Raw genomic sequence first — 25,706 nt, 5'->3', positions numbered from 1 at the left:
GGGACTGTGCAGATTCCCCGTCCTGCCCCGGGCCCCTTCCCGGATCACATACCGACTGGTTAGTCTGCCGGGTAGGACGCACGGGAAAGGCGGGACCGATGAGTACGGTGCAGGGCGCTGGCGTAGTGGTGACCGGAGCCGGAGGCGGCATCGGAGCCGCCCTGGCCCGCAGATTCGCCGCGGAGGGCGCGCGGGTCGTCGTCAACGACCTGAAGGCGGACCGGGTCGAGGCCCTCGCCGAGGAGATCGGCGGCACCGTCGTCGCCGGCGACGCGTCCACCGTCGTGGACGCCGCACGCGAGGCCCTCGGCGGCACCGTGGACGTCTACTGCGCCAATGCCGGACTCGCCTCGGGAGGCGACGCCTTCGCCGACGAGGACGTGTGGGCGGCCGCCTGGGACGTCAACGTGATGGCGCACGTCCGCGCCGCCAAGGCCCTGCTGCCCCAGTGGCTGGAGCGCGGCAGCGGCCGTTTCGTCTCCACCGCCTCCGCGGCGGGTCTGCTCACGATGATCGGAGCGGCTCCGTACAGCGTGTCCAAGCACGGCGCCGTCGCCTTCGCCGAGTGGCTCTCCCTGACCTACCGGCACCGTGGCATCAAGGTCCACACGATCTGTCCCCAGGGGGTGCGTACGGACATGCTCACGGCGGCCGGATCGGCGGGCGACCTCGTCCTCGCCCCCACCGCGATCGAACCGGAGGCGGTCGCCGACGCGCTGTTCGACGCCATGGAGCAGGACCGCTTCATGGTGCTGCCGCACCCCGAGGTGGCCGGCTACTACCGCGCCCGCGCCAAGGACCCCGACCACTGGCTCGGCAACATGAACCACCTGCAGCAGAAGTGGGAGGAGGCCGGAGCATGACCGAGTCGATCTACGCGGCGAAGCCCTGGACGGCGCTGCTCAGCGAGGCCCAGCTGGCCCCCGTGCACCCCGCCGAGACCGTGGTGCACGCCTTCCGTGACGCCGTCGGGCGGGCCCCGGACCACACCGCGCTCGCCTACTTCGACGGACGCCTCAGTTATCGCGAGGCCGACGCGCTCTCGGACTCCGTCGCCGGACACCTGGCGGCCGAGGGGCTGGAACGCGGCGACCGGGTGGCGGTCATGCTGCAGAACACCCCGCACTTCGTGATCGCCGTGCTCGGCGCCTGGAAGGCCGGTGCGACGGTCGTCCCCCTCAACCCGATGTACAAGTCCGGCGAGGTCGGGCACGTACTGGAGGACGCGCGGGCCGCCGCGCTGATCTGCTCCGACCGGGCCTGGGCGTCCTACCTCCGGGCCACCGCCGAGGCCGCCCCGGCCGTGCGGATCGCGGTCACCGCCTGCGAGCTCGACCTCCAGTCGGCCGACGACCCGCGTGTCCTGGACTTCGAGCGGATGCCCGCGCCCGGCCCGGACGACTGGGCGTGCGACCTGCTGGACGTGGCCCGCCGGGGCCTCGCCGCCCCCGCGGACCGGGAACTCGCCGCCGCGGACACCGCCCTGATCAGCTACACCTCCGGGACGAGCGGCACCCCCAAGGGCGCCATGAACTCCCACGGCAACATCATGGTCAACGCGGAGCGGCAGCGCGCGGGCCACCCCGTCGCCGAGGGTTCGGCCTACTTCGCCCTCGCACCGCTCTTCCACATCACGGGCATGGTGTGCCAGCTCGCCGCCTGCGTCGCGAACGCCGGCACGCTGGTCCTCGCCTACCGCTTCGAGGCCGGCGTCGTCCTGGAGGCCTTCGCCGAGCACCGCCCCGCCTACACCGTCGGCCCGTCGACCGCCTTCATGGCGCTCGCCGCGCATCCGGACGTCACGCGGGAGCACTTCGCGTCGTTCCAGGTGATCTCCTCCGGCGGCGCACCCCTGCCGCCGGCGCTGGTCGAGAGGTTCCGCGAGGGCTTCGGCCCGTACATCCGCAACGGCTACGGGCTCACCGAGTGCACCGCGCCCTGCGCGTCCGTGCCCCCGGAGCACGAGGCGCCCGTCGACCCGGTGTCCGGAACCCTGTCGGTCGGCGTCCCCGGGCCCGACACGCTGGTGCGGATCATCGACGAGAAGGGCGACGACGTCCCGTTCGGCGAGCAGGGCGAGATCGCCGTGCGCGGTCCCCAGGTCGTGTCCGGCTACTGGAACCTGCCCGAGGCCACCGAGGCGTCCTTCCCCGGCGGGGAACTGCGCACCGGCGACATCGGCTTCATGGACTCCGCGGGCTGGCTGTACGTCGTCGACCGCAAGAAGGACATGATCAACGCCTCCGGCTTCAAGGTCTGGCCGCGCGAGGTCGAGGACGTCCTCTACACCCACCCGGCGGTGCGCGAGGCGGCCGTCGTGGGCGTCCCCGACGCCTACCGCGGCGAGACGGTCCGGGCCTACGTCAGTCTGCGTCCGGGCGCGGTGGCGGACGCCGCCGGGCTCGGCGCGTACTGCAAGGAGCGGCTGGCCGCGTACAAGTACCCCCGCGAAGTGGAGATCCTGACGGAACTCCCCAAGACGGCGAGTGGGAAGATCCTGAGGCGGGAACTGCGTTCCCCCCGGTAGAACGGTTCACGCGCGGTACGAGAGGGCAGGTGGCGGCAATGGCCAAGGCGACGGACGGGGACGGTGTGCCCGTCCCCCAGAGGCTGCTGGCCGCCGCCACCCGCCTCTTCGCGGAGCGCGGATACGACCGCACCTCCGTCCAGGAGATCGTCGAGGCGGCGGGGGTCACCAAGGGCGCCCTCTACCACTACTTCGGATCCAAGGAGGACCTCCTCCAGGAGGTGTACGCCCGTGTGCTGCGGCTCCAGCAGGAGCGCCTCGACGCGTTCGCCGACGCCGAGGCGCCCGTGGAGGAGCGGCTGCGGGACGCCGCGGCCGACGTCGTCGTCACGACCATCGACAACCTCGACGACGCCTCCATCTTCTTCCGCTCCATGCACCACCTGAGCCCGGAGAAGAACAAGCAGGTGCGCATCGAGCGCCGCCGCTACCACGAGCGCTTCCGGGCCCTGATCGAGGAGGGGCAGCGGGCAGGGGTGTTCTCCTCCGCGACCCCGGCCGACCTCGTCGTCGACTACCACTTCGGCTCGGTGCACCACCTCTCCACGTGGTACCGCCCGGACGGCCCGCTCAGCCAGCGGGAGGTCGCCGACCACCTGGCGGACCTGCTGCTGAGGGCGCTGCGCCCCTGAAGGTCTCGCGGGCGTTGCGCCCCTGAGGTCGCGCGTCCCTGACGGGCCGTCGCCGCTGCGGAGGCCGGCGCCGCGAAGGCGTCCGCCCTCGATGCCGCGCGGCGCCACGCCGGCGCCCCCCCCGGGTTCGGGTCCTCCGTGCTCCCCTGAACTCCGCATGTCGTGTGCCCCGGAACTCCCCCTGCCGCGGAACGGCAGGGCGCGTTTGTGACAGCGCCGCCGTCTCCCGTGCGGCAGACAGGCGCTCTCGCGTGTCCGACTACCGGACGGCGCTGTCCGAATCACGCCCTTGACTGTACGCGGACATTGATTGAGCATCGGGGGCGCACTTCGCACCGCCAGCTCCAGGCCCCGGCCGCGCGCGGACGGGGACCCCCGCACGTTCCGTCCCTCCCCAACGGAATCCGGAGCCCCACATGAGACCTGTACGCCTCAGATCCCTGCCCGCCGTCGCGCTCGCCGCGACCGCGCTGCTGGCAGCCGCGGCCCCCGCGGTCCACGCGGAACCCGCCGCCCCCGCGGTGGCGGCGGCCGCCCCCGACATCCCCCTCGCCAACGTCAAGGCGCACCTCACGCAGCTGCAGTCGATCGCCACCGCCAACGGCGGCAACCGGGCCCACGGGCGCACCGGTTACAAGGCGTCGATCGACTACGTGAAGGCGAAGCTGGACGCGGCCGGATACACGACGGCGCTCCAGCAGTTCACCTCCGGCGGCGCCACCGGGTACAACCTCATCGCCGACTGGCCGGGCGGTGACCCGAACAAGATCCTCATGGCGGGCTCGCACCTCGACTCGGTGACCTCGGGAGCCGGGATCAACGACAACGGTTCCGGATCGGCGGCGGTGCTGGAGACCGCCCTCGCGGTCTCCCGCGCGCAGCTCGCGCCCGACAAGCACCTGCGCTTCGCCTGGTGGGGAGCCGAGGAGCTGGGCCTCGTCGGATCGAAGTACTACGTCAACAACCTGGCCTCCACCGAGCGTTCCAAGCTCGCCGGATACCTCAACTTCGACATGATCGGCTCGCCCAACCCGGGCTACTTCGTCTACGACGACGACCCGGTCATCGAGCAGACCTTCAAGGACTACTACGCGGGTCTGTCGATACCCACGGAGATCGAGACCGAGGGCGACGGGCGTTCCGACCACGCCCCGTTCAAGAGCGCGGGCGTCCCGGTGGGCGGCCTGTTCTCCGGAGCGGACTACACGAAGACGAGCGCGCAGGCCCAGAAGTGGGGCGGCACGGCCGGCCAGGCCTTCGACCGCTGCTACCACTCGTCGTGCGACACGACGGCGAACATCAACGACACGGCCCTGGACCGCAACAGCGACGCGGTGGCCCACGCGATATGGACCCTGTCCGCCGGTACGGGCACCCCGCCGACCGGGACGGTCTTCAGCAACGCCGCCAACTACAACGTGCCCGACAACGGCGCCGCGGTGACCTCGCCGGTCGCGGTGACCGGGCGCACGGGCAACGCCCCGTCCGCGCTGAAGGTCGGTGTGGACATCAAGCACACCTACCGCGGTGACCTGGTCGTCGACCTCCTCGCCCCCGACGGCACGGCCTACCGGCTGAAGAACTCCAGCAGCAGCGACTCCGCGGACAACGTGATCGCGACGTACACGGTCAACGCGTCGAGCGAGGTCGCCAACGGCACCTGGAAGCTCCAGGTCAGGGATGTCGCCGCGCAGGACACCGGCTACATCGACAGCTGGCAGCTCACCTTCTGACCCGCCGGGGAGGCGCCGCGCGGGCGCCTCCCCGCACCGGGGTTCACAGGTACTTCTTGATCTCCCGCCGTGCCAGCGACCGCTGGTGCACCTCGTCGGGGCCGTCCGCCAGCCGCAGTGTCCGCGCCGAGGCCCAGAGTTCGGCCAGCGGGAAGTCCTGGCTGACGCCCCCGGCGCCGTACAGCTGCACCGCCCGGTCGAGGATCTCGCAGACCGCGCGCGGGGTGGCGATCTTGATCGACTGGATCTCGGTGTGCGCCCCGCGGTTGCCCACCGAGTCCATCAGCCAGGCCGTCTTCAGCACCAGCAGCCGCAACTGCTCGACCGTCACCCGGGCGTCCGCGATCCAGTTCTGGACGACGCCCTGCTGGGCGAGCGGCTTGCCGAAGGCGTTACGGGCGACGGCCCGCCGGCACATCAGCTCGATCGCCCGCTCGGCCATCCCGATCAGCCGCATGCAGTGGTGGATGCGGCCCGGACCCAGCCGCGCCTGGGCGATGGCGAAGCCGCCGCCCTCCTCGCCGACCAGGTTCGACGCGGGCACGCGTACGTCCGTGAACACGACCTCGGCGTGGCCGCCGTGCGAATGGTCCTCGTAGCCGTACACCTGCATCGCCCGGCGCACCTCCAGGCCCGGGGTGTCGCGCGGGACCAGGATCATCGACTGCTGGCGTCGGATGTCCTCGCCGTCCGGGTCCGTCTTGCCCATCACGATGAAGACCGCGCAGTCGGGGTTCATCGCCCCGGAGATGTACCACTTGCGCCCGTTGATCACGTAGTCGTCGCCGTCGCGCGCGATCCGCGTCTCGATGTTCGTCGCGTCCGACGAGGCCACCTCGGGCTCCGTCATCGCGAACGCCGAGCGGATCTCGCCGGCCAGCAGCGGCTCCAGCCACTGCTTCTTCTGCTCCTCGGAGCCGAACTGGGAGAGCACCTCCATGTTCCCGGTGTCCGGAGCCGCGCAGTTCAGCGCGGTGGGCGCCAGGTGCGGGCTGCGGCCGGTGATCTCGGCCAGCGGGGCGTACTGGAGGTTCGTCAGCCCGGCGCCGTACTCCGCGTCCGGGAGGAAGAGGTTCCACAGGCCCTGCCGGTGTGCCTCCGCCTTGAGGTCCGCCACGATCCGGGGGGTGTCCCACGGCGAGGCGAGCTGTGCGCGCTGCTCCTCGGCGACCGCCTCGGCGGGGTACACGTGCTCGTCCATGAACGCGAGCAGCCTGGTGCGCAGCTCCTCGGTACGGGCGTCGAATGCGAAGTCCACGGTGTGATCAGCCTTCCTGGAGGGTGGTGAGGCCGTGCGCGATGAAGACGGGGACCAGGTCGCCGATGCGGTCGAAGCCGGCACCGACCGTCTGGCCCAGCGTGTAGCGGTAGTGGATGCCCTCGAGGATCACGGCGAGCTTGAACCACGCGAAGGCCGTGTACCAGGAGATCGCGGAGGTGTCGCGACCGGAGCGCTCCGCGTAGCGCCGGACCAGCTCGGCGGGGCTGGGATGGCCCGGCGCCCCGCTCGTCGTGGAGACCGGCGACTCGGGCAGGTCCAGGTCGGAGCTGTACATGACCAGCAGCCCGAGGTCGGTCAGCGGGTCGCCGAGCGTCGACATCTCCCAGTCCAGCACGGCGTTGATCCGGTCGTCGTCGCCGATCAGCACGTTGTCCAGGCGGTAGTCGCCGTGGACGACGGTGGGCGCGGGGGAGAGGGGAAGCTCCCGGCCGAGCGAGGCGTGCAGCTCGTCGATGCCCGCGAGTTCGCGGTTGCGGGACGCGTCCAGTTGCTTGCCCCAGCGCCGCAGCTGCCGGTCCAGGAAGCCGTCCGGGCGGCCGAAGTCGCCCAGGCCGACGCTCGCGGGATCCACCGCGTGCAGGTCCACCAGCGTGTCGACGAGCCCCAGCACGACTGCGCGGGTGCGCTCCGCGCCGAGCGGGGCGAGCTGCTCGGCGGTGCGGTACGGCGTCCCCTCGACGTACTCCATGACGTAGAACGGCGAGCCGACGACCGAGTCGTCCTCGCAGAGCAGGACCGGCCGCGGCACCGGGACCGCCGTCGGGTGCAGGGCGCTGATCACGCGGTGCTCGCGCTTCATGTCGTGCGCGGTGGCGAGGACGTGACCCAGCGGCGGCCTGCGCACGACCCACTGCCCGGAGCCGTCGGTGACGACGTACGTGAGGTTCGAGCGTCCGCCCTCGACGACCCGTGCGTCGAGGGGCCCGTCGACCAGCCCCGGCCGCTCGCGGTCGAGATGGCCGCGCAGCAGGTCCAGATCGAGACCTGGCGGATGGACTGGGCTCATGGTGCGTACCTCCGGGGCGGTTGAACGGTCGGAACCATGATGCCGACCAGTCGGTATGTCGTCCAGTGTCCGCCCGGAATCGGCGAAGTGATCTCCGGCTCCCCGCCCCGGACACGGGCGGCTGCTCCCCAGCGCGTCCCCGGCTCCCCGCGTCCGGCGCCGGCAGGTCTTCCCCGCCCCGCGGGGGCGTCACCGAGGACCGGCCGCCCGGAACGCGCGCCCCGTCAGAAGAGCGTGGCGGCGCCGAACACCGCGAGCGCGATGGTGCACCCGGCCGCCGTCAGCGCGTGGCGCGGCGACAGGGGGGCGGGCCGTGCGCTGCCCATGCCCGTGACCCGGCGGTGTGCCACCGCGAGGAAGCCCAGCCAGGCCATCAGGCTCAGCGCCACCGCGAGGACACCGGCCGGCCTCGCACCGCCGTGCAGGGCCTGCCGCCCCGCCAGCAGAGCCACCACGGTGCACGCCAGCGTCGTGCGCCGCCAGGCCAGCCGCGTCCGTTCCGGCTGGAGACCCGGATCGCGCGCCGGACCGGTCACCGGCCCCCCCAGCCGAACAGGACGACCACCACCATCGCGACCGCCACCACGGCGACGACCAGGCTCAGCAGCGCCGGGAAGCGCGAGGCGGGCAGATCCTCGCCACGCCGCATCGCCCGCTCGCACCGCACCCAGTGGTCCACGGCCCGGAGCGCGCAGAGCACCCCCGCCGCCAGCAGCCCGAGGGCCAGCCCGGCCCGGACGCCCCAGGCCAGGCCCGGCAGGAACTGATCGACCGCGAAGCCGCCCCCGATCAGGGCGAGAGCGGTCCGGATCCAGGCGAGGAAGGTGCGCTCGTTGGCCAGGGAGAAGCGGTAGTCCGGTGTGTCCCCCTCCTCGCGGATCCGCTCCGGCGCGAACCACAGCCGCAGCCCCCGCACGAAGCCGCTCACCCGCCCGCCCCCGGCGAACCCGCCCGGAACTCCCGCAGCCGGTGGTACGTCTCCAGCCCGTCCGGCACCCAGGTCCAGCCCGGCAGCCGCTCCGACAGCTCGGAGTCCGTCAGGAAGGTGTGCCAGGCGACCTCCTCGCGCTGAGGCCGTACGGGCAGCGTGCAGCGCACCTCGTACACGTACGACCACCAGCTGTGCCCGCCGCCCTCGTAGAGGAACGTGAAGAGCGGCGTCGGGCGGGGGAGGCCGGACACCCCCAGCTCCTCCTCGGCCTCACGCAGCGCGGCCTCGTCGTAGGACTCGCCGGCGCCCACGACACCGCCGACGAACATGTCGTAGTGCGAGGGGAAGACGAGCTTCGTCGCCGTTCTGCGGTGGACGAACAGCCGGCCGGCGCCGTCCCTCGCCTCGATGAAGACGCAGCGGTGGCGCAGCCCGCGCGCGGTCGCCTCACCGCGCGTCGCCTGCCCGACGACCTCGTCGTTCTCGTCGACGATGTCCAGGATCTCGTCAGCCGGAGTCATGCCGTCCATCCAACATCAACCGGTCGGCGGCCGTGGCACCGTGCTTCTCCTTCCCCGCCGGCATCGCCGGGTGCAGCCCCAGCAGCACGATCCCGGCCACGATCGCCGCCAGCCCCGCGGCCTGCCAGGCCAGCGCGCCGGTGTCGGTGCGCACCTGGTCGCCGAGGAAGCCGATCCCGCAGACGATCCCGGCGAGCGGCTGGGCGGCGGTCAGCGCGGGCAGCGACATCCGCAGCGGACCCGCCTCGAACGCACTCTGGACGAGGATCAGGCTGGTCACACCCAGCACGACGAGGGCGTACGGCTGCCAGCCCGTGAACAGCGCCGCCCACCCGCCCTCCTCCAGCCGCAGGACGCAGACCCGGGTCAGGGCGTCCTGGAGCCCGTACAGCAGACCTCCCGCCAGACCCAGCAGCGTGGGGGTCCACGGCATGCGCGGGTGTCTGGCGAAGGCGGTCAGGGCCAGCGCGAGCCCGACCACCAGGCCGATCACCAGCCAGTGCCTCAGGGGTTCCGTCACCGCCTCGCCGCCGCGCGGCTGGCCGGCCAGCAGGAACGCGGTGACGCCGCCGGCCAGCAGCCAGAGGCCGCCCCAGCCCTGGCGGCCGAGACGCTGTCCGGTGAGGAAGCGCGAGAGCGCGAGCGCGAAGAGCAGATTGGTGGCCAGCAGCGGTTCGACGACCGAGACCTCGCCGCGCCCGAGCGCCAGCGCACCGAGGACCATGCCGCAGATCATCAGGCCGATCCCGGCCAGCCAGCTCGGCACCTTCATCAGGTCCAGCAGCAGCCGGGGGGAGAGGAAATCACTCGGAGGCGCGTGGCGGGCCGCGTCCTGCTGCAGGACGAAACCGAAGCCCGCACAGCACGCCGCGGCCACGGAAAGGGCGATCACCAGCAAGGACACGATCCGACGATAGCCCCGCGTCCGTATCGGAGGCGTGAAGCCGGCGTCGACCGGACGGTTGACGTGGGCGCGGCCCGTACAGAAGATCTGACCGACAAGTAACTTCGCCCGCGCTCTCCCGCCCCCGCACCGCCCCGAAGGATGGAACCCATGGCGTACGACGCTGATGTGATCGTGATCGGGGCAGGACTCGCGGGGCTGGTCGCCACCGCCGAGCTCGTCGACGCGGGCCGCACCGTCATCCTCCTCGACCAGGAGCCCGAGCAGTCCGTCGGCGGACAGGCGCACTGGTCCTTCGGCGGGCTCTTCCTCGTCGACTCGCCCGAGCAGCGCCGCATGCGGATCAAGGACAGCCGCGAGCTGGCCCTCCAGGACTGGTACGGCACGGCGGGCTTCGACCGCGAGGAGGACCACTGGCCGCGGCGGTGGGCCGAGGCGTACGTCGACTTCGCCGCGGGGGAGAAGAGGTCCTGGCTGCACGCGCAGGGGCTGCGCTTCTTCCCCGTCGTCGGCTGGGCTGAGCGCGGCGGCTACGACGCCACGGGGCACGGCAACTCCGTACCCCGCTTCCACATCACCTGGGGAACCGGCCCGGGGGTCGTCGCACCCTTCGAGCGGAGGGTCCGCGAGGGCATCGCCAAGGGCCTCGTCCGGCCGCACTTCCGCCACCGGGTGACCGGGCTCGGCCGCTCCGCCGGAGCGGTCGACACCGTCACCGGCGAGGTCCTCGCGCAGAGCGGCGCCGAGCGGGGCACCGCGAGCAGCCGCGAGGTCACGGGGTCCTTCGAGCTGCGGGCCCAGGCCGTGATCGTCACCTCCGGGGGCATCGGCGGGAACCACGACCTCGTGCGCTCCCAGTGGCCGGAGCGGCTGGGCACCCCGCCGGAGAAGATGCTCTCCGGGGTCCCCGCCCACGTCGACGGGCTGATGCTGGGCATCGCCGAGAAGGCGGGTGCCCGCCACATCAACCGCGACCGCATGTGGCACTACACCGAGGGCATCGAGAACTGGGACCCGATCTGGGGCAAGCACGGCATCCGGATCCTGCCCGGCCCGTCCTCGCTCTGGCTGGACGCCCGCGGCAAGCGCCTGCCGGTGCCGCTCTTCCCGGGCTTCGACACGCTGGGCACCCTCGAACACATCATGCGGTCCGGGCACGGCTACACCTGGTTCGTCCTCGACCAGAAGATCATCGGCAAGGAGTTCGCCCTCTCGGGCTCCGAGCAGAACCCCGACCTCACGGGCAAGTCCGTCCGCGGTGTGATCGGCAGGGCGCGTGCCGACGTCCCCGCGCCGGTGCGGGCCTTCATGGACAAGGGCGCCGACTTCGTCGTGGAGAAGGACCTCGGCGCGCTCGTACGGGGCATGAACGCCCTCACCGGCGAGGGCCTGATCGACGAGGACGGCCTGCGGCGCGAGATCACCGCCCGGGACCGCGAGATCGCGAACCCCTTCACCAAGGACCTGCAGATCACGGCGATCAACGGCGCCCGTTCCTACCTGGGCGACAAGCTGATCCGTACCGCGAAGCCGCACCGCATCCTGGACCCCGCCGCCGGGCCGCTGATCGCGGTGCGGCTCAACATCCTGACCCGCAAGTCGCTGGGCGGGCTGGAGACCGACCTGTCCTCCCGGGTCCTGGCCGAGGACGGCGCCCCGCTGCCCGGGGTGTACGCGGCGGGGGAGGCGGCCGGCTTCGGCGGCGGCGGGGTGCACGGCTACCGGTCGCTGGAGGGGACGTTCCTGGGCGGCTGCATCTTCTCCGGCCGTACCGCCGGCCGCGCGGCCGGCGAGGCCGTCGGCTGACGAACCGTGTGACGGGCGCTCCACGTCCCCCCGTCGCGCGGCGGTTCCGCACCGCCCGGAGCGGCGTGGCGGGTGTCCGGACCACGGGCTGCCCGTCACACCGGCCCTTCCGCCGCCCGGGGGCCCGTCACATCAGCCGCTCCACCACCCGGAACCGCTCGGCCACGATCATCGTCCCGTCGTCCACGGTGAACAGCGGGTCCCCGAGGGCCTCCCGCATCTCGTCGCCGTGCCAGAACTCCTCGTGCGCCGCCCGCCACTCCGCCACCGAGGTGTGTCCTTCGCCTTCGTCCCGTACGTGCCGCTCGTCGACCGACCCCAGGGGCAGGACCCGGACCTCCGTCAGTTCGACGACGGCGACCTCCCGCCCGGCGGAGTCGATGAGCGCGGACCGTTCGCCGACGGGTGGCAGCTCCTCCTTCTCCACCTCGTACTCGGCGAGCAGGCCGGAGGTCGATACCTTCGCGCCGGAGAGCACCGCGGCCACCAGCCGGTCGCGCAGGGGGCCGGGAAAGGCGAGCAGGAAGGGCTTCAGCGGTTCACGGTTCTCCATGGCGGCAGTGTGGCACGCGTCACCTCACCCCCACCCGTCACTTCCCTGAGCGGGGCGCGAACTGCACGAAAGGACCGGTCCACCCCGCTCGGACGCCAACTGCTTGTTGATTAAACGTAGTTGGGACACGTCGTCGCTTGACTTGAAGCGTTGCCTACCGCTTTGCTGTCCGCGATCGTTTGCTCGCACACAGCATCGATATGTGCCGTGCCATGTCGAAGTGGAAAAGGAACCCCGCGGATGTCTCCGCCTCCGCCACCCCTGGGCCGCGCCCGCCGCCGGGGCGGGCGCTCGGACCACACCTTCGACCCTGCGCTCGACGACGGCGAACTCATCGAAGTGCGCGGTCAGTTCGCCCAGGGCCGCTGGACACGGGCCCGCTCCCTGCTCGTCGCCACGGGCGCCGACTGGGACCACCGGGGCCACCGCGTCCTCACCCTCGCCGCCGTGCCGTCCGCCGCCGGCTGGGCCCGTGACTGGCTGCTCGCCGAACCGGACAGCGCCGACGCGGCCACGCTGCTCGCCTGCGCCGCCGTGGTGCGCGCCCAGCGGCCCAAGGCGGCGGCCGGCGAGTGCGAACGGGCCCGCGAGGCCTGCCGCACCGCCGCGGCGCTGGACCCGGCCGATCCCACCCCGTGGCTCGGGCTGATGGCGCTGGAGCGCACCCACGGCACCCAGGAGGCGGTCGCCCGGTACTTCGAGGAGATCCGCGCCCGCCACCCCGAACACCACCAGGCCCACCACCTCATGACCGCGGGCATCGCCGAGGCGCGCCCCGAGAGCGACCCGCTCCACGAGGTGTACGACTTCGCGGCCTGGGCCGCCGAACAGGCCCCGGCCGACTCGCCGCTCGCGGTCCTCCCCGTCGTCGCGCACGCGGAGCGCTACCGCGTCCTCGTCGCCGCCGGAGCCCTGGAGGACGACCCGGCCGCCTCCGGCCACTGGACCGGCCGACGCGCCCGGCAGGTGATGAAGGCCGCCTTCGACTGGTGGCTCGAATGGGAACGGGAGGACCACCCCCGCCACCGCGCCGACCTGAACTTCCTGGCCCACGCGAAGATCTGCGAGGGCAGGCCCGCCGAGGCGGCCGCCCTCTTCCACCGCATCGGCCCCCACGCGACCGAGGCCCCCTGGTCGTACTCGGGCCGCGACGCCTACCCCGAATTCCTCGCCGCGCGCACCTACGCGCTCGGCGCCCCGTGATGCAGGTTGCTCTCAACGAAGGGACCACCCCCGCCATGTCGACGGGCAGATCAGATACGAGCGGGACCGCGACCGGCCGGACGGCCGGCGGCACCGGCGGGATCAACACCTACAAGGGCACGGAGCGCGCCCTGCGTGCCGACCGGCTCGGCACCCCGGGGCTGCTCCTCTCCGTCCTCGCCGCCAGCGCCCCGCTGATGGTCGTCGCCGGCGTCATGCCGACGGTCTTCGGCGTCATGGGCATCGTCGGACAGCCCCTGCTGTACGTCATCCTCGGTGTCGTCCTGATGCTGTTCAGCGTCGGATACGCGGAGATGAGCCGGCACGTCCACAACGCCGGCGCCTTCTACGCCTACATCGCGCGCGGCCTCGGCCCGACCGCCGGCGCCGGCGCCTCGCTCGTCGCCCTGGTCGCCTACAGCGCCATGCAGGTCGGCATCTACGGCATCCTCGGCTTCGAGGTCTCCGGCCTCTTCGCCACCTACCTCGACATCGACCTGGTGTGGTGGGTCCCCGCCCTGGTCTCCGTGGCCGTCGTCGGCGTACTCGGCTGGCTGAAGATCGACCTCAACGCCAAGGTGCTCGGCGTGCTGCTCGTCGTCGAGTGCGCCCTCGTGGTGATCTTCGACATCGCCGCCGTCGGCAAGCCGGGACCCGAGGGCCTGTCCCTGCACGCGTTCAACCCGGAGACGCTCACCGGAGCCGGCCTCGGAACTGCGCTCTGCTTCTGCATCGCGGCGTTCGTCGGCTTCGAACAGGCCCCGGTGTACGCGGAGGAGACCAGCCGCCCGCAGATCGTCGTCTCCCGGGTGATGTTCCTGGCCGTCGGCTACGCCGCACTGTTCCTCGCCGTCAGCTCCTGGGCCCTCACCGTCGCCGCCGGCCCGGCGTCCATCGCGGACACGTCGCTGAAGCAGGGCCCCGGCATGCTCTTCGGCCTCACCGAGGACCGCCTCGGCTCCACGTTCACCGACGTCCTGCACGTCCTGTTCGTCACCGGCATGTTCGCCGCGCTGCTCAGCTTCCACAACGTGGTCGCCCGCTACGCGTTCGCCATGGGCCGCGAGGGACTGCTGCCCGCCGGCTTCGGCCGCACCAGCAAGGCGAGCGGCGCGCCCGCCACCGGATCCATGCTCCAGTCCGCGGTCTCCGTCGTCATCGTGCTGGCCTTCGCGCTCGCCGACGACCACCCGGTCGGCGACCCCACGGCGCCCGTCCTGCACCTGTTCACCTGGATGGGCAACGTCGGCGCGCTCGGCGTCATCGTGCTGATGGCCGCGGCCTCCTTCGCCGTCATCGCCTTCTTCGTACGCCGGGGAGCCGGCCGGGCCCAGGCGCCCCGCCTCGTCGCCTCGGGACTCGCGGGTGCCGCGCTCCTCGCCATCGCCGTCTTCACGGTCCGGGACTTCGACGTCCTGGTCGGTTCCGGCCCCGGCTCGGTGCTGGACTGGGTGCTGCCCGGCGTCATCGTCCTCGCCCTCGTCGTGGGCCTGGCCTACGGGGCCCTGCTGCGCCGCACCAGGCCCGAGGTCCACGCCAGGATCGGGCTCGGCAACGAGGCCTTCCAACTGGAGAAGGCGTCGGAGGGTGCGACCGCCGGTCCGCGCTGACCGCTCCTTTCCTTACCGAAGCGTGACGTGTGCCCGCGGCCCCTGGTGACGGACGGCCGCGGGTGCTCGAATGGGCCGGTGAAACGTGAGACTCCCGACCCGGAAGAGCCCGGCGGCGCCCCTCCCGCGTCCGGGCCACCACCCGACGCGGACGGCACGGGCACGCCCGTCGGCCGCCGGCTGCTGCTGGCCGTGCTCGGCCTCGGCGTCGCGGGGGTGGCGGCCGCCCCCACCCTCCAGCGCGCCATGGAGAACGGGCTGGGAGCCGTCGCCGACAAGGACCCCACCGGGCTGACCGGTCTGCTCCCCAACGGCGGTGGCTTCCGCTACTACTCCGTGACCACCTCCGTGCCGCGGAAGACGGCCGCCGACTACCGGCTCACCGTGGACGGCATGGTCGACCGCCCTGCCACGTACACACTCGACGCGCTGAAGGCGCTGCCGCAGACCCGCCTCGTCCGCGACGTCCAGTGCGTCACGGGATGGCGGGTACCGAAGACCCCGTTCGAGGGCGTCGGCCTCGGGGCACTCCTGGACGCGGCGGGCGTACGGCCCGGGGCGAAGGCCGTCCGCTTCACCTGCTTCGACGGTGCCTACAGCGAGAGCCTCACCCTGGAGCAGGCCCGCCGCGCCGACGTCCTGGTCGCCCTGCGCATGAAGGACGCACCACTGGCCCACGCACACGGCGGCCCGGTGCGCCTCTACGTCGCCCCCATGTACTTCTACAAGTCGGCGAAATGGCTCTCCGGGATCACCGTCACCGACTCCGTGCGCCCCGGATACTGGGAGGAGCTCGGCTATGACGTCGACGCCTGGGTCGGCCGGTCCAACGGCCGCGACGACACCCCCACCGTCTGAACCTCCCCCGCGGGTGCGCCGGTTCAGCGCCGCGGAACGGTGGGTGCACCGCACCACGGCCTGGCTGGTCCTGCTCTGCGTCGCCACGGCCGCCTGCCTGTACGTCCCTCAGCTCGCGCAACTCGTCGGTCGCAGGCACCTCGTGGTCACCGTGCACGAATGGTCCGGGCTGCTCGCCCCCGTACCGCTGCTCGCGGGGCTCGCGTCCCGCGCGCTGCGCGCCGACCTCGCCCGGCTCAACCGTTTCGGGCCCCACGACCGGCAGTGGCTGCGGGCCGCGCTGCGCCGCGACCACTCACCCCGGTCGCGCCCGGCCGGGAAGTTCAACGCGGGGCAGAAGCTCTACGCCGCCTGGATCGCGGGAGCCGTGCTCGTCATGCTCGGCACCGGGCTGCTGATGTGGTTCACCGGGCTCGCGCCGCTGGTGTGGCGCACCGGTGCGACGTTCGTCCACGACTGGCTGGCGCTCGCCGTCGGCATCGTCCTCGCCGGGCACACGGCGAAGGCGCTCGCCGATCCGGAGGCACGCCGTGGCATGCGCACCGGATCGGTCGAGCGCCCCTGGGCCAGGTCCGAGCACCCGCTGTGGCGGGACCCGGACGCGTAGGCGGCCTACAGCACCAGCGACAGCAGCAGGATGAAGCCCAGCGAGACGACGGAGATGATCGTCTCCATCACCGACCAGGTCTTGAGCGTCTGCGGGACGTCCATGCCGAAGTACTCCTTCACCAGCCAGAACCCCGCGTCGTTGACGTGACTGAAGAAGAGCGAGCCCGCCCCGACGGCGAGGACCAGCAGCGCCGTGTGCGAGGTCGACATGTCCGCCGCCAGCGGGGCGACCAGCCCGGCCGCCGAGATGGTGGCCACGGTCGCCGACCCCGTCGCCAGACGGATCGCGACGGCGATCAGCCAGCCGAGCAGCAGGGCCGGCACCGACCAGCTCTCGGAGAACTCCAGGATCATCCGGCCGACACCGGCGTCGATGAGGGTCTGCTTGAAGCCGCCGCCCGCACCCACGATCAGGAGGATGCCCGCGATCGGGGCGAGCGACTTCTCGACGGTGCCGCTGAGGCGGTCCTTGGTGAACCCGGCGGCGCGGCCCAGGGTGAACATGCCCACGATGACGGCCGCGAGCAGCGCGATCAGGGGCGAGCCGACGACGTCGGTGACCCGCTGGACGTGGTTCTCCGGGTCGTCCACCACGATGTCGACGAGCGCCTTGGCCAGCATCAGCACGACGGGCAGCAGGATCGTCGCCAGTGTCGCGCCGAAGCCCGGGCGCCGCTCCAGGTCCTCGGACGGGCGCTGCGGGACCATCTTCTCCGGCGCCTCGATGTCCACCCAGCGGGCGGCGTAGCGGGAGAAGACCGGCCCGGCGATGACCACCGTCGGCACGGCCACCAGCACGCCGAGGGCCAGGGTGACACCGAGGTTGGCGCCGAGGGCGTCGATCGCGACCAGCGGACCGGGGTGCGGCGGGATCAGACCGTGCATCACCGAGAGGCCGGCGAGCGCGGGGATGCCGATCCGCATCAGCGAGTAGTTGCCGCGCTTGGCGACCAGCAGCACCACCGGGATCATCAGCACGATGCCGACTTCGAAGAACAGCGGAAGTCCGATGATCGACGCGATCAGGACCATCGCCCACGGCATCGCACGCCCGCTCGCCTTCGCGAGGATCGTGTCGACGATCTGGTCGGCGCCGCCGGAATCGGCGAGCAGCTTGCCCAGGATGGCGCCGAGGGCGATGAGGACGCCGACACTCGCGACCGTGGAACCGAGCCCCGTGGTGAAGCTGGCGATCGTCTTCGCCGGACTGGCGCCCGCGAAGGAGCCGAGGGCGAGGGAGCCGATGGTCAGCGCGAGGAACGCGTGCATCTTGAACTTGGTGATGAGCAGGACGATGACGGCTATGCCCGCCAGGACGGCGATGCCCAGCTGCGCGTTGCCGGCCGAAGTGATGGGTTCGACGGCGTCCGCTGCCAGCATCTCGACGCTGAGATCTGTCACGGTGATGATCCTCAGTTCTCGGGCCGGCGCAGCGCGGCGACGGCCCGGTCGGTGATTTCCTCGGGGGTGCCGGACACGTCGACCGACACCCCGGCCTCGTCCTCCTGCAGCTGCTCCAGGGTGGCGAACTGGGAGTCGAGCAGGGCCGTCGGCATGAAGTGGCCCTTGCGGTCCGCCATGCGGCGCTCGATCAGCGCCCGGTCGCCCGTCAGGTGCAGGAAGAGGACGCCGGGTGCCTCGGCGCGCAGCCGGTCGCGGTAGACGCGCTTGAGCGCCGAGCTGCTGACGACCCCGCCGAGCTCCGCCCGGCCGTGTGCCCACCGGCCGATCGCGTCCAGCCAGGGCCAGCGGTCGTCGTCCTCCAGCGGGGTGCCCGCGGACATCTTCGCGATGTTGGCGGGCGGGTGGAAGTCGTCGCCCTCGGCGTAGGGAACGCCGAGCCGGTCGGCGAGCAGGGGGCCGATCGTGGTCTTGCCGGTCCCTGCTACGCCCATCACCACGACGACGTGGGGGGTACTCATCGGTGCCTCGCTGTCTTCATCGACATCGGTCCGTCGACATCGGTCCGTCGCGCTACTGAAACCCATTACATACGACTTATTCAAGAGGCTGTGACATAAACGTCGTACTTAATCGCGTCCGGGCGGCACCGTAGGCTGGTGGTCATGACCACACAGGGCCAGGGGCTGCATACACATGTGCTGGACACCCTGGGTCTCGAGATCGCCGCGGGTGACAGCCCGCCCGGCACGGTCCTGCGCACCGACGAGGTCGCCCAGCGCTTCGACGTCTCACGGACCGTCGTACGCGAGGTCATCCGGGTCCTGGAGTCCATGCACCTGGTCGAGTCCCGGCGCCGGGTCGGAGTGACCGTCCGGCCCGCCGACGAGTGGAACGTCTACGACCCCCAGGTCATCCGGTGGCGTCTCGCCGGTTCCGACCGGCCCCGGCAGCTGCGCTCCCTCACCGTCCTGCGGTCCGCGGTGGAGCCCGTCGCGGCGGGCCTCGCCGCGCGCCACGCCACGGCCGCGCAGTGCGCGGAACTCACGCAGTGCGCCCTCGGCATGGTCGCCACCTCGCGCGGCCGGCAGCTGGAGGGCTACCTCAGGCACGACATCGCCTTCCACCGCATCGTGCTCAACGCCTCCGGCAACGAGATGTTCGCCCGCCTCGGCGACGTCGTCGCCGAGGTGCTCGCCGGACGTACGCACCACCAGGTGATGTTCGAGGACCCCGACCCCGCCGCCGTCACCCTCCACGTGCGGGTCGCCGAAGCCGTGCGCGAGGGCGACGCGGCCGCCGCCGAGCGGCTGACGAAGGAGATCGCCGTGGGCGCGCTCCACGAACTGGACGTACTGGCCCCTTGAGCCGAGCCCCTTCCGGGTACGGTGGGCGGGCCCGATCCTCGGGCGGACGGGGCAGTCGGAATGGGAGACCACGGCATGGCGCAGCAGGTACAAGGGGTCATCGCACCGGGCAAGGACGAGCCCGTTCGCGTCGAGACGATCCTCGTGCCGGACCCGGGCCCCGGCGAGGCCGTGGTCAAGATCCAGGCGTGCGGCGTCTGCCACACCGACCTGCACTACAAGCAGGGCGGGATCAACGACGACTTCCCCTTCCTCCTCGGCCACGAGGCCGCGGGCGTGGTGGAGTCCGTCGGCGACGACGTCACCGACGTCGCCCCGGGTGACTTCGTCGTCCTCAACTGGCGTGCCGTGTGCGGCCAGTGCCGCGCCTGTCTGCGCGGCCGCCCCTGGTACTGCTTCAACACCCACAACGCCAAGCAGAAGATGACCCTCCTGGACGGCACCGAGCTGTCCCCGGCGCTCGGCATCGGGGCCTTCGCCGAGAAGACGCTCGTCGCCGCCGGCCAGTGCACCAAGGTCGACCCGGAGGTCTCCCCGGCCGTCGCCGGCCTCCTCGGCTGCGGCGTCATGGCGGGAATCGGCGCGGCCATCAACACCGGACAGGTCGGACGGGGCGACTCCGTCGCCGTCATCGGCTGCGGCGGAGTCGGCGACGCGGCGATCGCCGGAGCCCGGCTCGCGGGAGCGGCGAAGATCATCGCGGTCGACATCGACGACCGCAAGCTGGAGACGGCGAAGAAGATGGGCGCGACCCACACCGTCAACTCGCGCTCCGCCGACCCCGTCGAGGCCATCCGTTCGCTGACCGGGGGCCACGGCGCCGACGTCGTCATCGAGGCGGTCGGCCGCCCGGAGACGTACAAGCAGGCCTTCTACGCCCGCGACCTCGCCGGCACCGTCGTCCTCGTCGGCGTCCCGACGCCCGAGATGCAGCTCGAACTCCCGCTCCTCGACGTGTTCGGCCGCGGCGGTTCGCTCAAGTCCTCCTGGTACGGCGACTGCCTGCCCTCCCGCGACTTCCCCATGCTCATCGACCTCCACCAGCAGGGCCGCCTGGACCTCGGCGCCTTCGTCACGGAGACCATCGGGCTGGGCGACATCGAGCACGCCTTCGGCCGGATGCACGACGGCGACGTCCTGCGCTCGGTGGTGGTGTTCTGATGACCGCCCGCATCGACCACCTGGTCACCTCCGGCACCTTCGCCCTCGACGGTGGCGAGTGGGACGTCGACAACAACGTCTGGATCGTCGGCGACGACACCGAGGCCGTCGTCATCGACGCCGCCCACGACGCGGCGGCCATCCGCGCCGCGCTCGGCGGACGCACGCTGCGCGCCATCATCTGCACCCACGCGCACAACGACCACATCGACGCGGCCCCCGCCCTGGCCGACGCGACCGGGGCGCAGATCCTGCTCCACCCCGACGACCTGCCGCTGTGGCAGCTGACCCACCCGGACCGCGCCCCCGACGGCGAACTCGCCGACGGACAGGTGCTGGAGATCGCCGGCGAACGCCTGACGGTCCTGCACACCCCGGGCCACGCCCCCGGCGCCGTCTGCCTCCACGCCCCCGGCCTGGACACCGTGTTCACCGGCGACACCCTCTTCCAGGGCGGGCCGGGAGCCACCGGCCGGTCGTTCTCGCACTTCCCGACGATCATCGACTCGATCAGGGACCGGCTGCTCGCCCTCCCGGCCGGGACCGTCGTCCGCACCGGGCACGGCGACTCCACCACCATCGGCGCCGAGGCGCCGCAGCTGGACGACTGGATCGCCCGCGGCCACTGACGGACCGCTCACTCCCCGCCCGGCCACGCGGCGAGCCGCAGCCCGCTCTCGAAGCGGCGCGGCCCGCCCGTGACCGGGTCGGTGAACTCCAGCGTCCTCGCCAGCAGTTGCAGCGGCCGGGCGAAGTCCCCGGGGGCCGCGTCCGGCTCCACGACCGGATAGACCGGATCGTTCACCAGCGGCAGCCCCAGCGCGTTCATGTGGACCCGCAGCTGATGCGTACGCCCCGTCGCCGGAACCAGCCGGTACCTGCCGAGCCCGCCGCGGCGGTCCAGCAGCTCCACCCGGCTCTCGCTGTTCTCCTCGCCCGGCACCTCGCGGGCAGCGATGACCCCGCGCTCCTTCACGATCCTGCTGCGCACCGTCCGGGGGAGCGCGACCCCGGGATCGTAGGGGGCCACGGCCTCGTACTCCTTGCGTACCAGCCGGTCCCGGAACAGCGTCTGGTACGCGCCCCTTTCGCCGGGCCGTACGACGCAGAGCACCAGGCCGGCCGTCAGCCGGTCGAGCCGGTGCGCGGGCTGCAGCTCCGGCAGGCCCAGCTCGTCACGCAGCCGCGCGACCAGGGTCTCGGTGATGTGCCGGCCGCGCGGGGTGGTGCTGAGGAAGTGCGGCTTGTCCGCGATCACCAGGTGCTCGTCACGGTGGACCACGCCGACGGGGAACGGCACGGGCTCCTCCGGGGCGAAGTCCCGGTGGAACCAGAGGTACCGGCCGGCCGTGTACGGCTCGTCCGCCGCCACGGCCCGGCCGTCGGCCCCGACGAACCTGCCGTCGGCCAGCATCGCCGTCACCCGCTCCGCGCCCACCGCGCCCGCGAACCTGGCCAGCAGATGGTCCCCGACGCTCGTCCAGGCCCCCTCGGGGTCGGCGGGGAGCCGCACCCGCACGGGATCCACGCCCGCGCGCTGCGGAAGGGGGGCGGGAGGGGGTTTCGCCCGTCCTCTCATGGCATCGGTCCTTGTCGCCGGAGGGGCCCGGGAGGGACGGGCGCGGGCCGTCCATCATCCCACCCGCGCCCTCGCCTCCCTGAGTCCGCGCGATGTTCCGCCCGGAAGGCCGCGGTGCTGTCGGAAACGCGAAAACCCCCAGGTGACCTGGGGGTTTTCCACTGTGTCCGAGGGGGGACTTGAACCCCCACGCCCGATAAAGGGCACTAGCACCTCAAGCTAGCGCGTCTGCCATTCCGCCACCCGGACCGGGTGCGCCGTCCCGGGCCTCGCCCGTTCCGACGTGGAAAACCATAGCAAACATTCGGGGGTGCTCGATCACACCCCCGGGCTCGTGAAAGCCGCATGACGAGTGACGGGCGGCCTTGGGCGCGGGGCGCGGGCGCGGGAGTATGGGAGGGAGTACCACCGCGACAGTGGAAGGAACACCAGCGTGAGCGAGACCAGCACGGCCCGGGCCGGCATCGGCGAGAGCGCCGAGAGCGAGGTCGTCGACCTCTGTCGCGACCTGATCCGGATCGACACCAGCAACTACGGAGACCACTCGGGCCCCGGTGAGCGGGTCGCCGCCGAGTACATCGCGGAGAAGCTCGCCGAGGTCGGGCTCGAGCCCCAGATCTTCGAATCCCACAAGGGTCGGGCCTCCACAGTGGCCCGGATCGAGGGCGAGGACCCCTCCAGGCCCGCGCTCCTGATCCACGGGCACACCGACGTCGTCCCGGCCAACGCGGCCGACTGGACGCACGACCCGTTCTCCGGGGAGATCGCGGACGGGTGCGTGTGGGGCCGCGGAGCGGTCGACATGAAGGACATGGACGCGATGACCCTCGCGGTCGTACGCGACAGGATGCGCAGCGGCCGCAAGCCCCCGCGCGACATCGTGCTGGCCTTCCTGGCGGACGAGGAGGCGGGAGGCACCTACGGCGCGCGCCACCTCGTCGACAACCACCGCGACCTCTTCGACGGCGTCACCGAGGCGATCGGCGAGGTCGGCGGCTTCTCCTTCACCGTCAACGAGAACCTGCGCCTCTACCTCGTGGAGACCGCGCAGAAGGGCATGCACTGGATGCGGCTCACCGTGGACGGCACCGCCGGTCACGGGTCGATGACGAACGACGACAACGCCATCACCGAGCTCTGCGAGGCCGTCGGCCGGCTCGGCCGGCACAAGTGGCCGGTCAGGGTGACGAAGACCGTGCGGTCGTTCCTCGACGAGCTGTCCGACGCGCTCGGCACCCCCCTGGACCCCGAGGACATGGAGGCCACGCTCGCCAAGCTGGGCGGGATCGCCAAGATGGTCGGCGCCACCCTCCGCAACTCGGCCGCCCCGACCATGCTCGGCGCCGGCTACAAGGTGAACGTGATCCCCGGGCAGGCCACCGCGCACGTCGACGGTCGCTTCCTGCCGGGTTACGAGGAGGAGTTCCTGGCCGACCTCGACCGGATCCTCGGGCCGCGGGTGAAGCGCGAGGACGTGCACGGCGACAAGGCGCTGGAGACCAGCTTCGACGGCTCCCTGGTGGACGCCATCCAGCTCGCGCTCAAGGCCGAGGACCCGATCGCGCGCGCGGTGCCGTACATGCTCTCCGGCGGCACCGACGCGAAGTCCTTCGACGACCTGGGCATCCGCTGCTTCGGGTTCGCGCCGCTGAAGCTGCCGCCGGAGCTGGACTTCGCCGGAATGTTCCACGGTGTCGACGAGCGGGTTCCGGTGGAGGGGCTGACCTTCGGGGCGCGGGTGCTCGACCGCTTCATCGACCACTCCTGACCCTGCCGTCCGCCTCATTCGCCTGCCTGTACGGCTCTCACCGGAAAGGGTGAAAGGGGTCGCGCAGTCGTAGCCCCCCCACCCCCTCCTCGTTACACGGGATGCGGTCCGCGGCTGGGACCGCACTTGTCAACACAGGAGGAATAATGATCAAGAAGGTCGTCGCAATCGCGGCTGCTACCGGTGGTCTCGTGCTCGCTGGTGCGGGTATGGCTTCCGCCGACGCCGGTGCCCAGGGTGCCGCCATCGGCAGCCCCGGCGTGCTCTCGGGCAACGTCATCCAGGTTCCGGTTCACGTTCCGGTGAACGTGTGCGGCAACACGATCTCCGTGATCGGTCTGCTGAACCCCGCCTTCGGCAACACCTGCGTCAACGCGTGACGATGCGCGTCAACCCGTAAGGGTTCGAGTCCGGTCGGCCCCGGAGTGCGCCCCATGCACTCCGGGGCCGCTGGGCATTCGGCCCCGCGCGCTCGTGCCGGGGCATTTCGTTAGGCAGAAGGCAGGAAAGCAACCTATGCGACAGGTCACACGTAAAGGCCTGATCACCATGGCAGCTGCGGGCGGCGTGCTCGCCCTCAGCGGCGGCTACGCGCACGCGGACGCCGGTGCGGCCGGCGCCGCGTCGGGCTCGCCCGGAGTGCTCTCCGGGAACTCGGTCCAGGTCCCGGTCGACGTTCCCGTGAACGTGTGCGGCAACTCCGTGGACGTCGGTGGTCTGCTCAACCCCACGTTCGGCAACGACTGCGGAAACGGATCTTCGGATTCCGGTCAGTCGCGGGGTCACTCACGCGATTCCTCGCACCACGAGGACGGCGGCGGTTCGGCCGACGGCCCGGGCAGCCGGGCGTCCGGCCACCAGGGCGCGCGGCACAGTGACGAGGGGACCGGCAGGCACCGGGCCTCCGGCACCTCCGCGCAGGCGGAGACGACCCGTTCGCCGGGAATCCTGTCCGGCAACCAGGTGCAGGCGCCGGTGGAGATCCCCGTGAACCTCTGCGGGAACAGCGTCACCGTCGGCGGGCTGCTCAACCCGGTCTTCGGCAACGACTGCGAGAACATCACCGAGGAAGTCCCGCCCCCCGCGGTCCCGGAGACACCGGAGACCCCCGGGACACCGGTCACCCCGCACGTCCCCCACACCCCCGAGCCCCAGCTCGTGCCGGGCGAGCAGCTCGCGCACACGGGTGCCGGCGGCCTGGGCCTGCTGATCCCGGCGAGCGCCGGCATGATGCTGGCCGGCGCGGGCACGGTCCTGTACCGGCGTTCGCGCAGCGCGGCATAGCACCGGCACGAAGACCGGCGCGACGAGCGGGTTCCGCCTACGCGGGACCCGCTCCGCGCTACCAGGTCGGCCGGAGCTGACGGATGATCCTCCGGCGGAGCCGCACCCGGCGGCTGCCGTCGCGGCGCAGCGTCAGCCGGTCCAGCTCCCAGTGTCCGTACTCGGCGTGGTCGGTCAACAGGCGGGCCGCTTCCTTGCGGGAGACCCCGCGCGGCACGTACACGTCGATGAATTCATATTCCGGCATCGCATCTATTGTGCGGGCAGACCCCCGGTACGGATAGCGTCTGTCCCATGTCTGATGCTGCGCAGCCCACCGCTGCCGAGGTACGCGCCGCCGCCGAAGCGGTAAAAGCCGCGCTCGACCGCCACCTCGAGGCCGTCGAGCGCCGTACCGGGGACGACGATCCCGCCGTCTTCGACGCGTTCAACGCACTGGCCGCCGCGGCCGAGGTGTACGACGAATTCCTCTACGACCGCTACGACGAGGTCACGCCCTTCGAGATCCCCGGCGCGGAGGACTCGCTGCCGCCCTACGCGGGGCCCGAGGAGCCGCACGCACTGAGCGTGCTGATCAGGCGCGACTACGCGGTGGCGCAGCCCGCGCGGCTGCTGGCCCAGGCACAGCGTCTCGCCGATCTCGACCCCGAGGGGCACGAGGGCGACGCGGTCCCGGTCGTCGGGGCCGGTGTGCACGCCGCGCTGGGCGTGCTCTTCGGCGAGTACGAGGCGGACGAGATCGCCTCCCGGCACAAGGAGTTCGGCCTGGAGGAAGGGGACTCGACGCTCTGGGTCTCGGCACTGGAGGAGCTCCCCGAAGCGGGGGAGTGGCTCGGCGCACCGTTCGAGGACGCCGATCCCGAACTGGTCGTCTGCCGCTTCGACGTGAGCGCGGTCTTCGACGAGGAGGACGAGCGGGACGGCGAGCCCGAGGACGCCGTCCCGGAACGCGCCTGACCGCACCGGGCACG

Annotated in this window: 27 protein-coding genes and 1 tRNA gene; 16 read left to right on the top strand and 12 right to left on the bottom strand. The window is 72.0% G+C overall.

All coding sequences use genetic code 11. The features are described 5' to 3' along the window. The first annotated feature begins 98 nt into the window (after window positions 1–98). The 4 genes from OHT61_RS06495 to OHT61_RS06480 all read left to right on the top strand — a co-directional run bounded on the left by OHT61_RS06495 (window position 99) and on the right by OHT61_RS06480 (window position 4,892). The gene (locus OHT61_RS06495; RefSeq protein ID WP_329035852.1) at window positions 99–863 is read left to right on the top strand and encodes an SDR family oxidoreductase; all 765 of its coding nucleotides are present in this window, start codon (window positions 99–101) and stop codon (window positions 861–863) included. Then, the gene (locus OHT61_RS06490; RefSeq protein ID WP_329035851.1) at window positions 860–2,527 is read left to right on the top strand and encodes an AMP-binding protein; all 1,668 of its coding nucleotides are present in this window, start codon (window positions 860–862) and stop codon (window positions 2,525–2,527) included. The genes OHT61_RS06495 and OHT61_RS06490 overlap by 4 nt, the downstream gene beginning before the upstream one ends. Window positions 2,528–2,565: 38 nt before the next feature. Continuing rightward, entirely contained in the window at window positions 2,566–3,159 is a 594-nt protein-coding gene (locus OHT61_RS06485) for a TetR/AcrR family transcriptional regulator (protein WP_329035850.1), read from the top strand. A gap of 416 nt (window positions 3,160–3,575) precedes the next feature. Continuing rightward, complete coding sequence (locus OHT61_RS06480; RefSeq protein WP_329035849.1) at window positions 3,576–4,892, top strand: M28 family metallopeptidase; 1,317 nt, start codon at window positions 3,576–3,578, stop codon at window positions 4,890–4,892. 43 nt (window positions 4,893–4,935) lie between these two features. On the opposite strand, the gene OHT61_RS06475 is transcribed toward OHT61_RS06480, so the two are convergent. The 6 genes from OHT61_RS06475 to OHT61_RS06450 all read right to left on the bottom strand — a co-directional run bounded on the left by OHT61_RS06475 (window position 4,936) and on the right by OHT61_RS06450 (window position 9,536). Continuing rightward, window positions 4,936–6,150 (bottom strand): acyl-CoA dehydrogenase family protein, encoded by a 1,215-nt coding sequence (locus tag OHT61_RS06475; protein WP_329035847.1) that lies wholly within the window; start codon window positions 6,148–6,150, stop codon window positions 4,936–4,938. A gap of 7 nt (window positions 6,151–6,157) precedes the next feature. Next, entirely contained in the window at window positions 6,158–7,180 is a 1,023-nt protein-coding gene (locus tag OHT61_RS06470; RefSeq protein ID WP_329035846.1) for a phosphotransferase family protein, read from the bottom strand. Between the two features lie 224 nt (window positions 7,181–7,404). Then, window positions 7,405–7,716: a DUF202 domain-containing protein gene (locus tag OHT61_RS06465; RefSeq protein WP_329035844.1), complete on the bottom strand. Its 312-nt coding sequence runs from the start codon at window positions 7,714–7,716 to the stop codon at window positions 7,405–7,407. Beyond that, the gene (locus OHT61_RS06460; RefSeq protein ID WP_329035842.1) at window positions 7,713–8,108 is read right to left on the bottom strand and encodes a YidH family protein; all 396 of its coding nucleotides are present in this window, start codon (window positions 8,106–8,108) and stop codon (window positions 7,713–7,715) included. Before OHT61_RS06460 ends, OHT61_RS06465 begins: the two co-directional genes overlap by 4 nt. Further along, on the bottom strand, window positions 8,105–8,632 hold the full coding sequence (locus tag OHT61_RS06455; protein WP_329035840.1) for an NUDIX hydrolase: 528 nt from the start codon (window positions 8,630–8,632) through the stop codon (window positions 8,105–8,107). Before OHT61_RS06455 ends, OHT61_RS06460 begins: the two co-directional genes overlap by 4 nt. Further along, complete coding sequence (locus OHT61_RS06450; protein ID WP_329035838.1) at window positions 8,619–9,536, bottom strand: DMT family transporter; 918 nt, start codon at window positions 9,534–9,536, stop codon at window positions 8,619–8,621. Before OHT61_RS06450 ends, OHT61_RS06455 begins: the two co-directional genes overlap by 14 nt. 150 nt (window positions 9,537–9,686) lie before the next feature. Here OHT61_RS06450 and OHT61_RS06445 point away from each other — a divergent pair, with 150 nt between their 5' ends. After that, window positions 9,687–11,342 carry an FAD-binding dehydrogenase gene (locus OHT61_RS06445; RefSeq protein ID WP_329035836.1) on the top strand — a complete coding sequence of 552 codons (1,656 nt, stop codon included), beginning with the start codon at window positions 9,687–9,689 and terminating at the stop codon, window positions 11,340–11,342. A gap of 127 nt (window positions 11,343–11,469) precedes the next feature. On the opposite strand, the gene OHT61_RS06440 is transcribed toward OHT61_RS06445, so the two are convergent. Next, the gene (locus tag OHT61_RS06440; protein ID WP_329035834.1) at window positions 11,470–11,895 is read right to left on the bottom strand and encodes an ASCH domain-containing protein; all 426 of its coding nucleotides are present in this window, start codon (window positions 11,893–11,895) and stop codon (window positions 11,470–11,472) included. 240 nt (window positions 11,896–12,135) lie between these two features. Here OHT61_RS06440 and OHT61_RS06435 point away from each other — a divergent pair, with 240 nt between their 5' ends. The 4 genes from OHT61_RS06435 (at window position 12,136) to OHT61_RS06420 (ending at window position 16,173) form a co-directional block, all read left to right on the top strand. Next, window positions 12,136–13,098 carry a hypothetical protein gene (locus OHT61_RS06435; protein ID WP_329035832.1) on the top strand — a complete coding sequence of 321 codons (963 nt, stop codon included), beginning with the start codon at window positions 12,136–12,138 and terminating at the stop codon, window positions 13,096–13,098. Window positions 13,099–13,133: 35 nt separating this feature from the next. Next, a complete protein-coding gene (locus tag OHT61_RS06430) occupies window positions 13,134–14,708 on the top strand; it encodes an APC family permease (protein WP_329035830.1) in 1,575 nt (524 codons plus the stop codon). Window positions 14,709–14,786: 78 nt separating this feature from the next. Then, window positions 14,787–15,566: a molybdopterin-dependent oxidoreductase gene (locus OHT61_RS06425; RefSeq protein WP_329035829.1), complete on the top strand. Its 780-nt coding sequence runs from the start codon at window positions 14,787–14,789 to the stop codon at window positions 15,564–15,566. Further along, a complete protein-coding gene (locus tag OHT61_RS06420; protein WP_329035828.1) occupies window positions 15,508–16,173 on the top strand; it encodes a cytochrome b/b6 domain-containing protein in 666 nt (221 codons plus the stop codon). The genes OHT61_RS06425 and OHT61_RS06420 overlap by 59 nt, the downstream gene beginning before the upstream one ends. Before the next feature lie 5 nt (window positions 16,174–16,178). On the opposite strand, the gene OHT61_RS06415 is transcribed toward OHT61_RS06420, so the two are convergent. Both OHT61_RS06415 and OHT61_RS06410 read right to left on the bottom strand, forming a co-directional pair. Further along, window positions 16,179–17,576: a GntP family permease gene (locus OHT61_RS06415; RefSeq protein ID WP_329035827.1), complete on the bottom strand. Its 1,398-nt coding sequence runs from the start codon at window positions 17,574–17,576 to the stop codon at window positions 16,179–16,181. A gap of 11 nt (window positions 17,577–17,587) precedes the next feature. Further along, entirely contained in the window at window positions 17,588–18,097 is a 510-nt protein-coding gene (locus OHT61_RS06410; RefSeq protein WP_329035825.1) for a gluconokinase, read from the bottom strand. Window positions 18,098–18,241: 144 nt separating this feature from the next. Between OHT61_RS06410 and OHT61_RS06405 the strand changes: the two genes are divergently transcribed. From OHT61_RS06405 to OHT61_RS06395, 3 genes are all read left to right on the top strand, one after another. Continuing rightward, the gene (locus tag OHT61_RS06405) at window positions 18,242–18,943 is read left to right on the top strand and encodes a FadR/GntR family transcriptional regulator (RefSeq protein WP_329035824.1); all 702 of its coding nucleotides are present in this window, start codon (window positions 18,242–18,244) and stop codon (window positions 18,941–18,943) included. A 75-nt stretch (window positions 18,944–19,018) separates the two neighbouring features. Further along, window positions 19,019–20,104, top strand: coding sequence for an S-(hydroxymethyl)mycothiol dehydrogenase (locus tag OHT61_RS06400; RefSeq protein WP_329035822.1), 1,086 nt, complete (start codon window positions 19,019–19,021; stop codon window positions 20,102–20,104). Further along, window positions 20,104–20,733: an MBL fold metallo-hydrolase gene (locus OHT61_RS06395; protein ID WP_329035820.1), complete on the top strand. Its 630-nt coding sequence runs from the start codon at window positions 20,104–20,106 to the stop codon at window positions 20,731–20,733. Before OHT61_RS06400 ends, OHT61_RS06395 begins: the two co-directional genes overlap by 1 nt. 8 nt (window positions 20,734–20,741) lie before the next feature. Here OHT61_RS06395 and OHT61_RS06390 read toward each other — a convergent pair whose 3' ends face one another. Both OHT61_RS06390 and OHT61_RS06385 read right to left on the bottom strand, forming a co-directional pair. After that, on the bottom strand, window positions 20,742–21,683 hold the full coding sequence (locus tag OHT61_RS06390; protein WP_329035819.1) for an RluA family pseudouridine synthase: 942 nt from the start codon (window positions 21,681–21,683) through the stop codon (window positions 20,742–20,744). 164 nt (window positions 21,684–21,847) lie between these two features. After that, window positions 21,848–21,932 (bottom strand) — tRNA-Leu (locus OHT61_RS06385). Window positions 21,933–22,116: 184 nt separating this feature from the next. Here OHT61_RS06385 and OHT61_RS06380 point away from each other — a divergent pair. From OHT61_RS06380 to OHT61_RS06370, 3 genes are all read left to right on the top strand, one after another. Further along, window positions 22,117–23,451, top strand: coding sequence for a M20/M25/M40 family metallo-hydrolase (locus OHT61_RS06380; RefSeq protein ID WP_329035816.1), 1,335 nt, complete (start codon window positions 22,117–22,119; stop codon window positions 23,449–23,451). 146 nt (window positions 23,452–23,597) lie between these two features. Next, the gene (gene chpH / locus OHT61_RS06375; protein WP_073751329.1) at window positions 23,598–23,831 is read left to right on the top strand and encodes a chaplin ChpH; all 234 of its coding nucleotides are present in this window, start codon (window positions 23,598–23,600) and stop codon (window positions 23,829–23,831) included. A 136-nt stretch (window positions 23,832–23,967) separates the two neighbouring features. Then, window positions 23,968–24,735 carry a chaplin gene (locus OHT61_RS06370; protein WP_329035812.1) on the top strand — a complete coding sequence of 256 codons (768 nt, stop codon included), beginning with the start codon at window positions 23,968–23,970 and terminating at the stop codon, window positions 24,733–24,735. Window positions 24,736–24,793: 58 nt separating this feature from the next. On the opposite strand, the gene OHT61_RS06365 is transcribed toward OHT61_RS06370, so the two are convergent. Then, entirely contained in the window at window positions 24,794–24,982 is a 189-nt protein-coding gene (locus tag OHT61_RS06365; RefSeq protein ID WP_053930948.1) for a DUF5703 family protein, read from the bottom strand. Window positions 24,983–25,029: 47 nt separating this feature from the next. Between OHT61_RS06365 and OHT61_RS06360 the strand changes: the two genes are divergently transcribed. Next, entirely contained in the window at window positions 25,030–25,692 is a 663-nt protein-coding gene (locus tag OHT61_RS06360) for a hypothetical protein (protein WP_329035810.1), read from the top strand. The last annotated feature ends 14 nt before the right edge of the window (window positions 25,693–25,706 follow it).

Source organism: Streptomyces sp. NBC_00178, from assembly GCF_036206005.1.
GTDB lineage: Bacteria > Actinomycetota > Actinomycetes > Streptomycetales > Streptomycetaceae > Streptomyces.
Note: the sequence above shows the minus strand (reverse complement) of the source record. Positions and strands in the feature narration are given on the sequence as shown.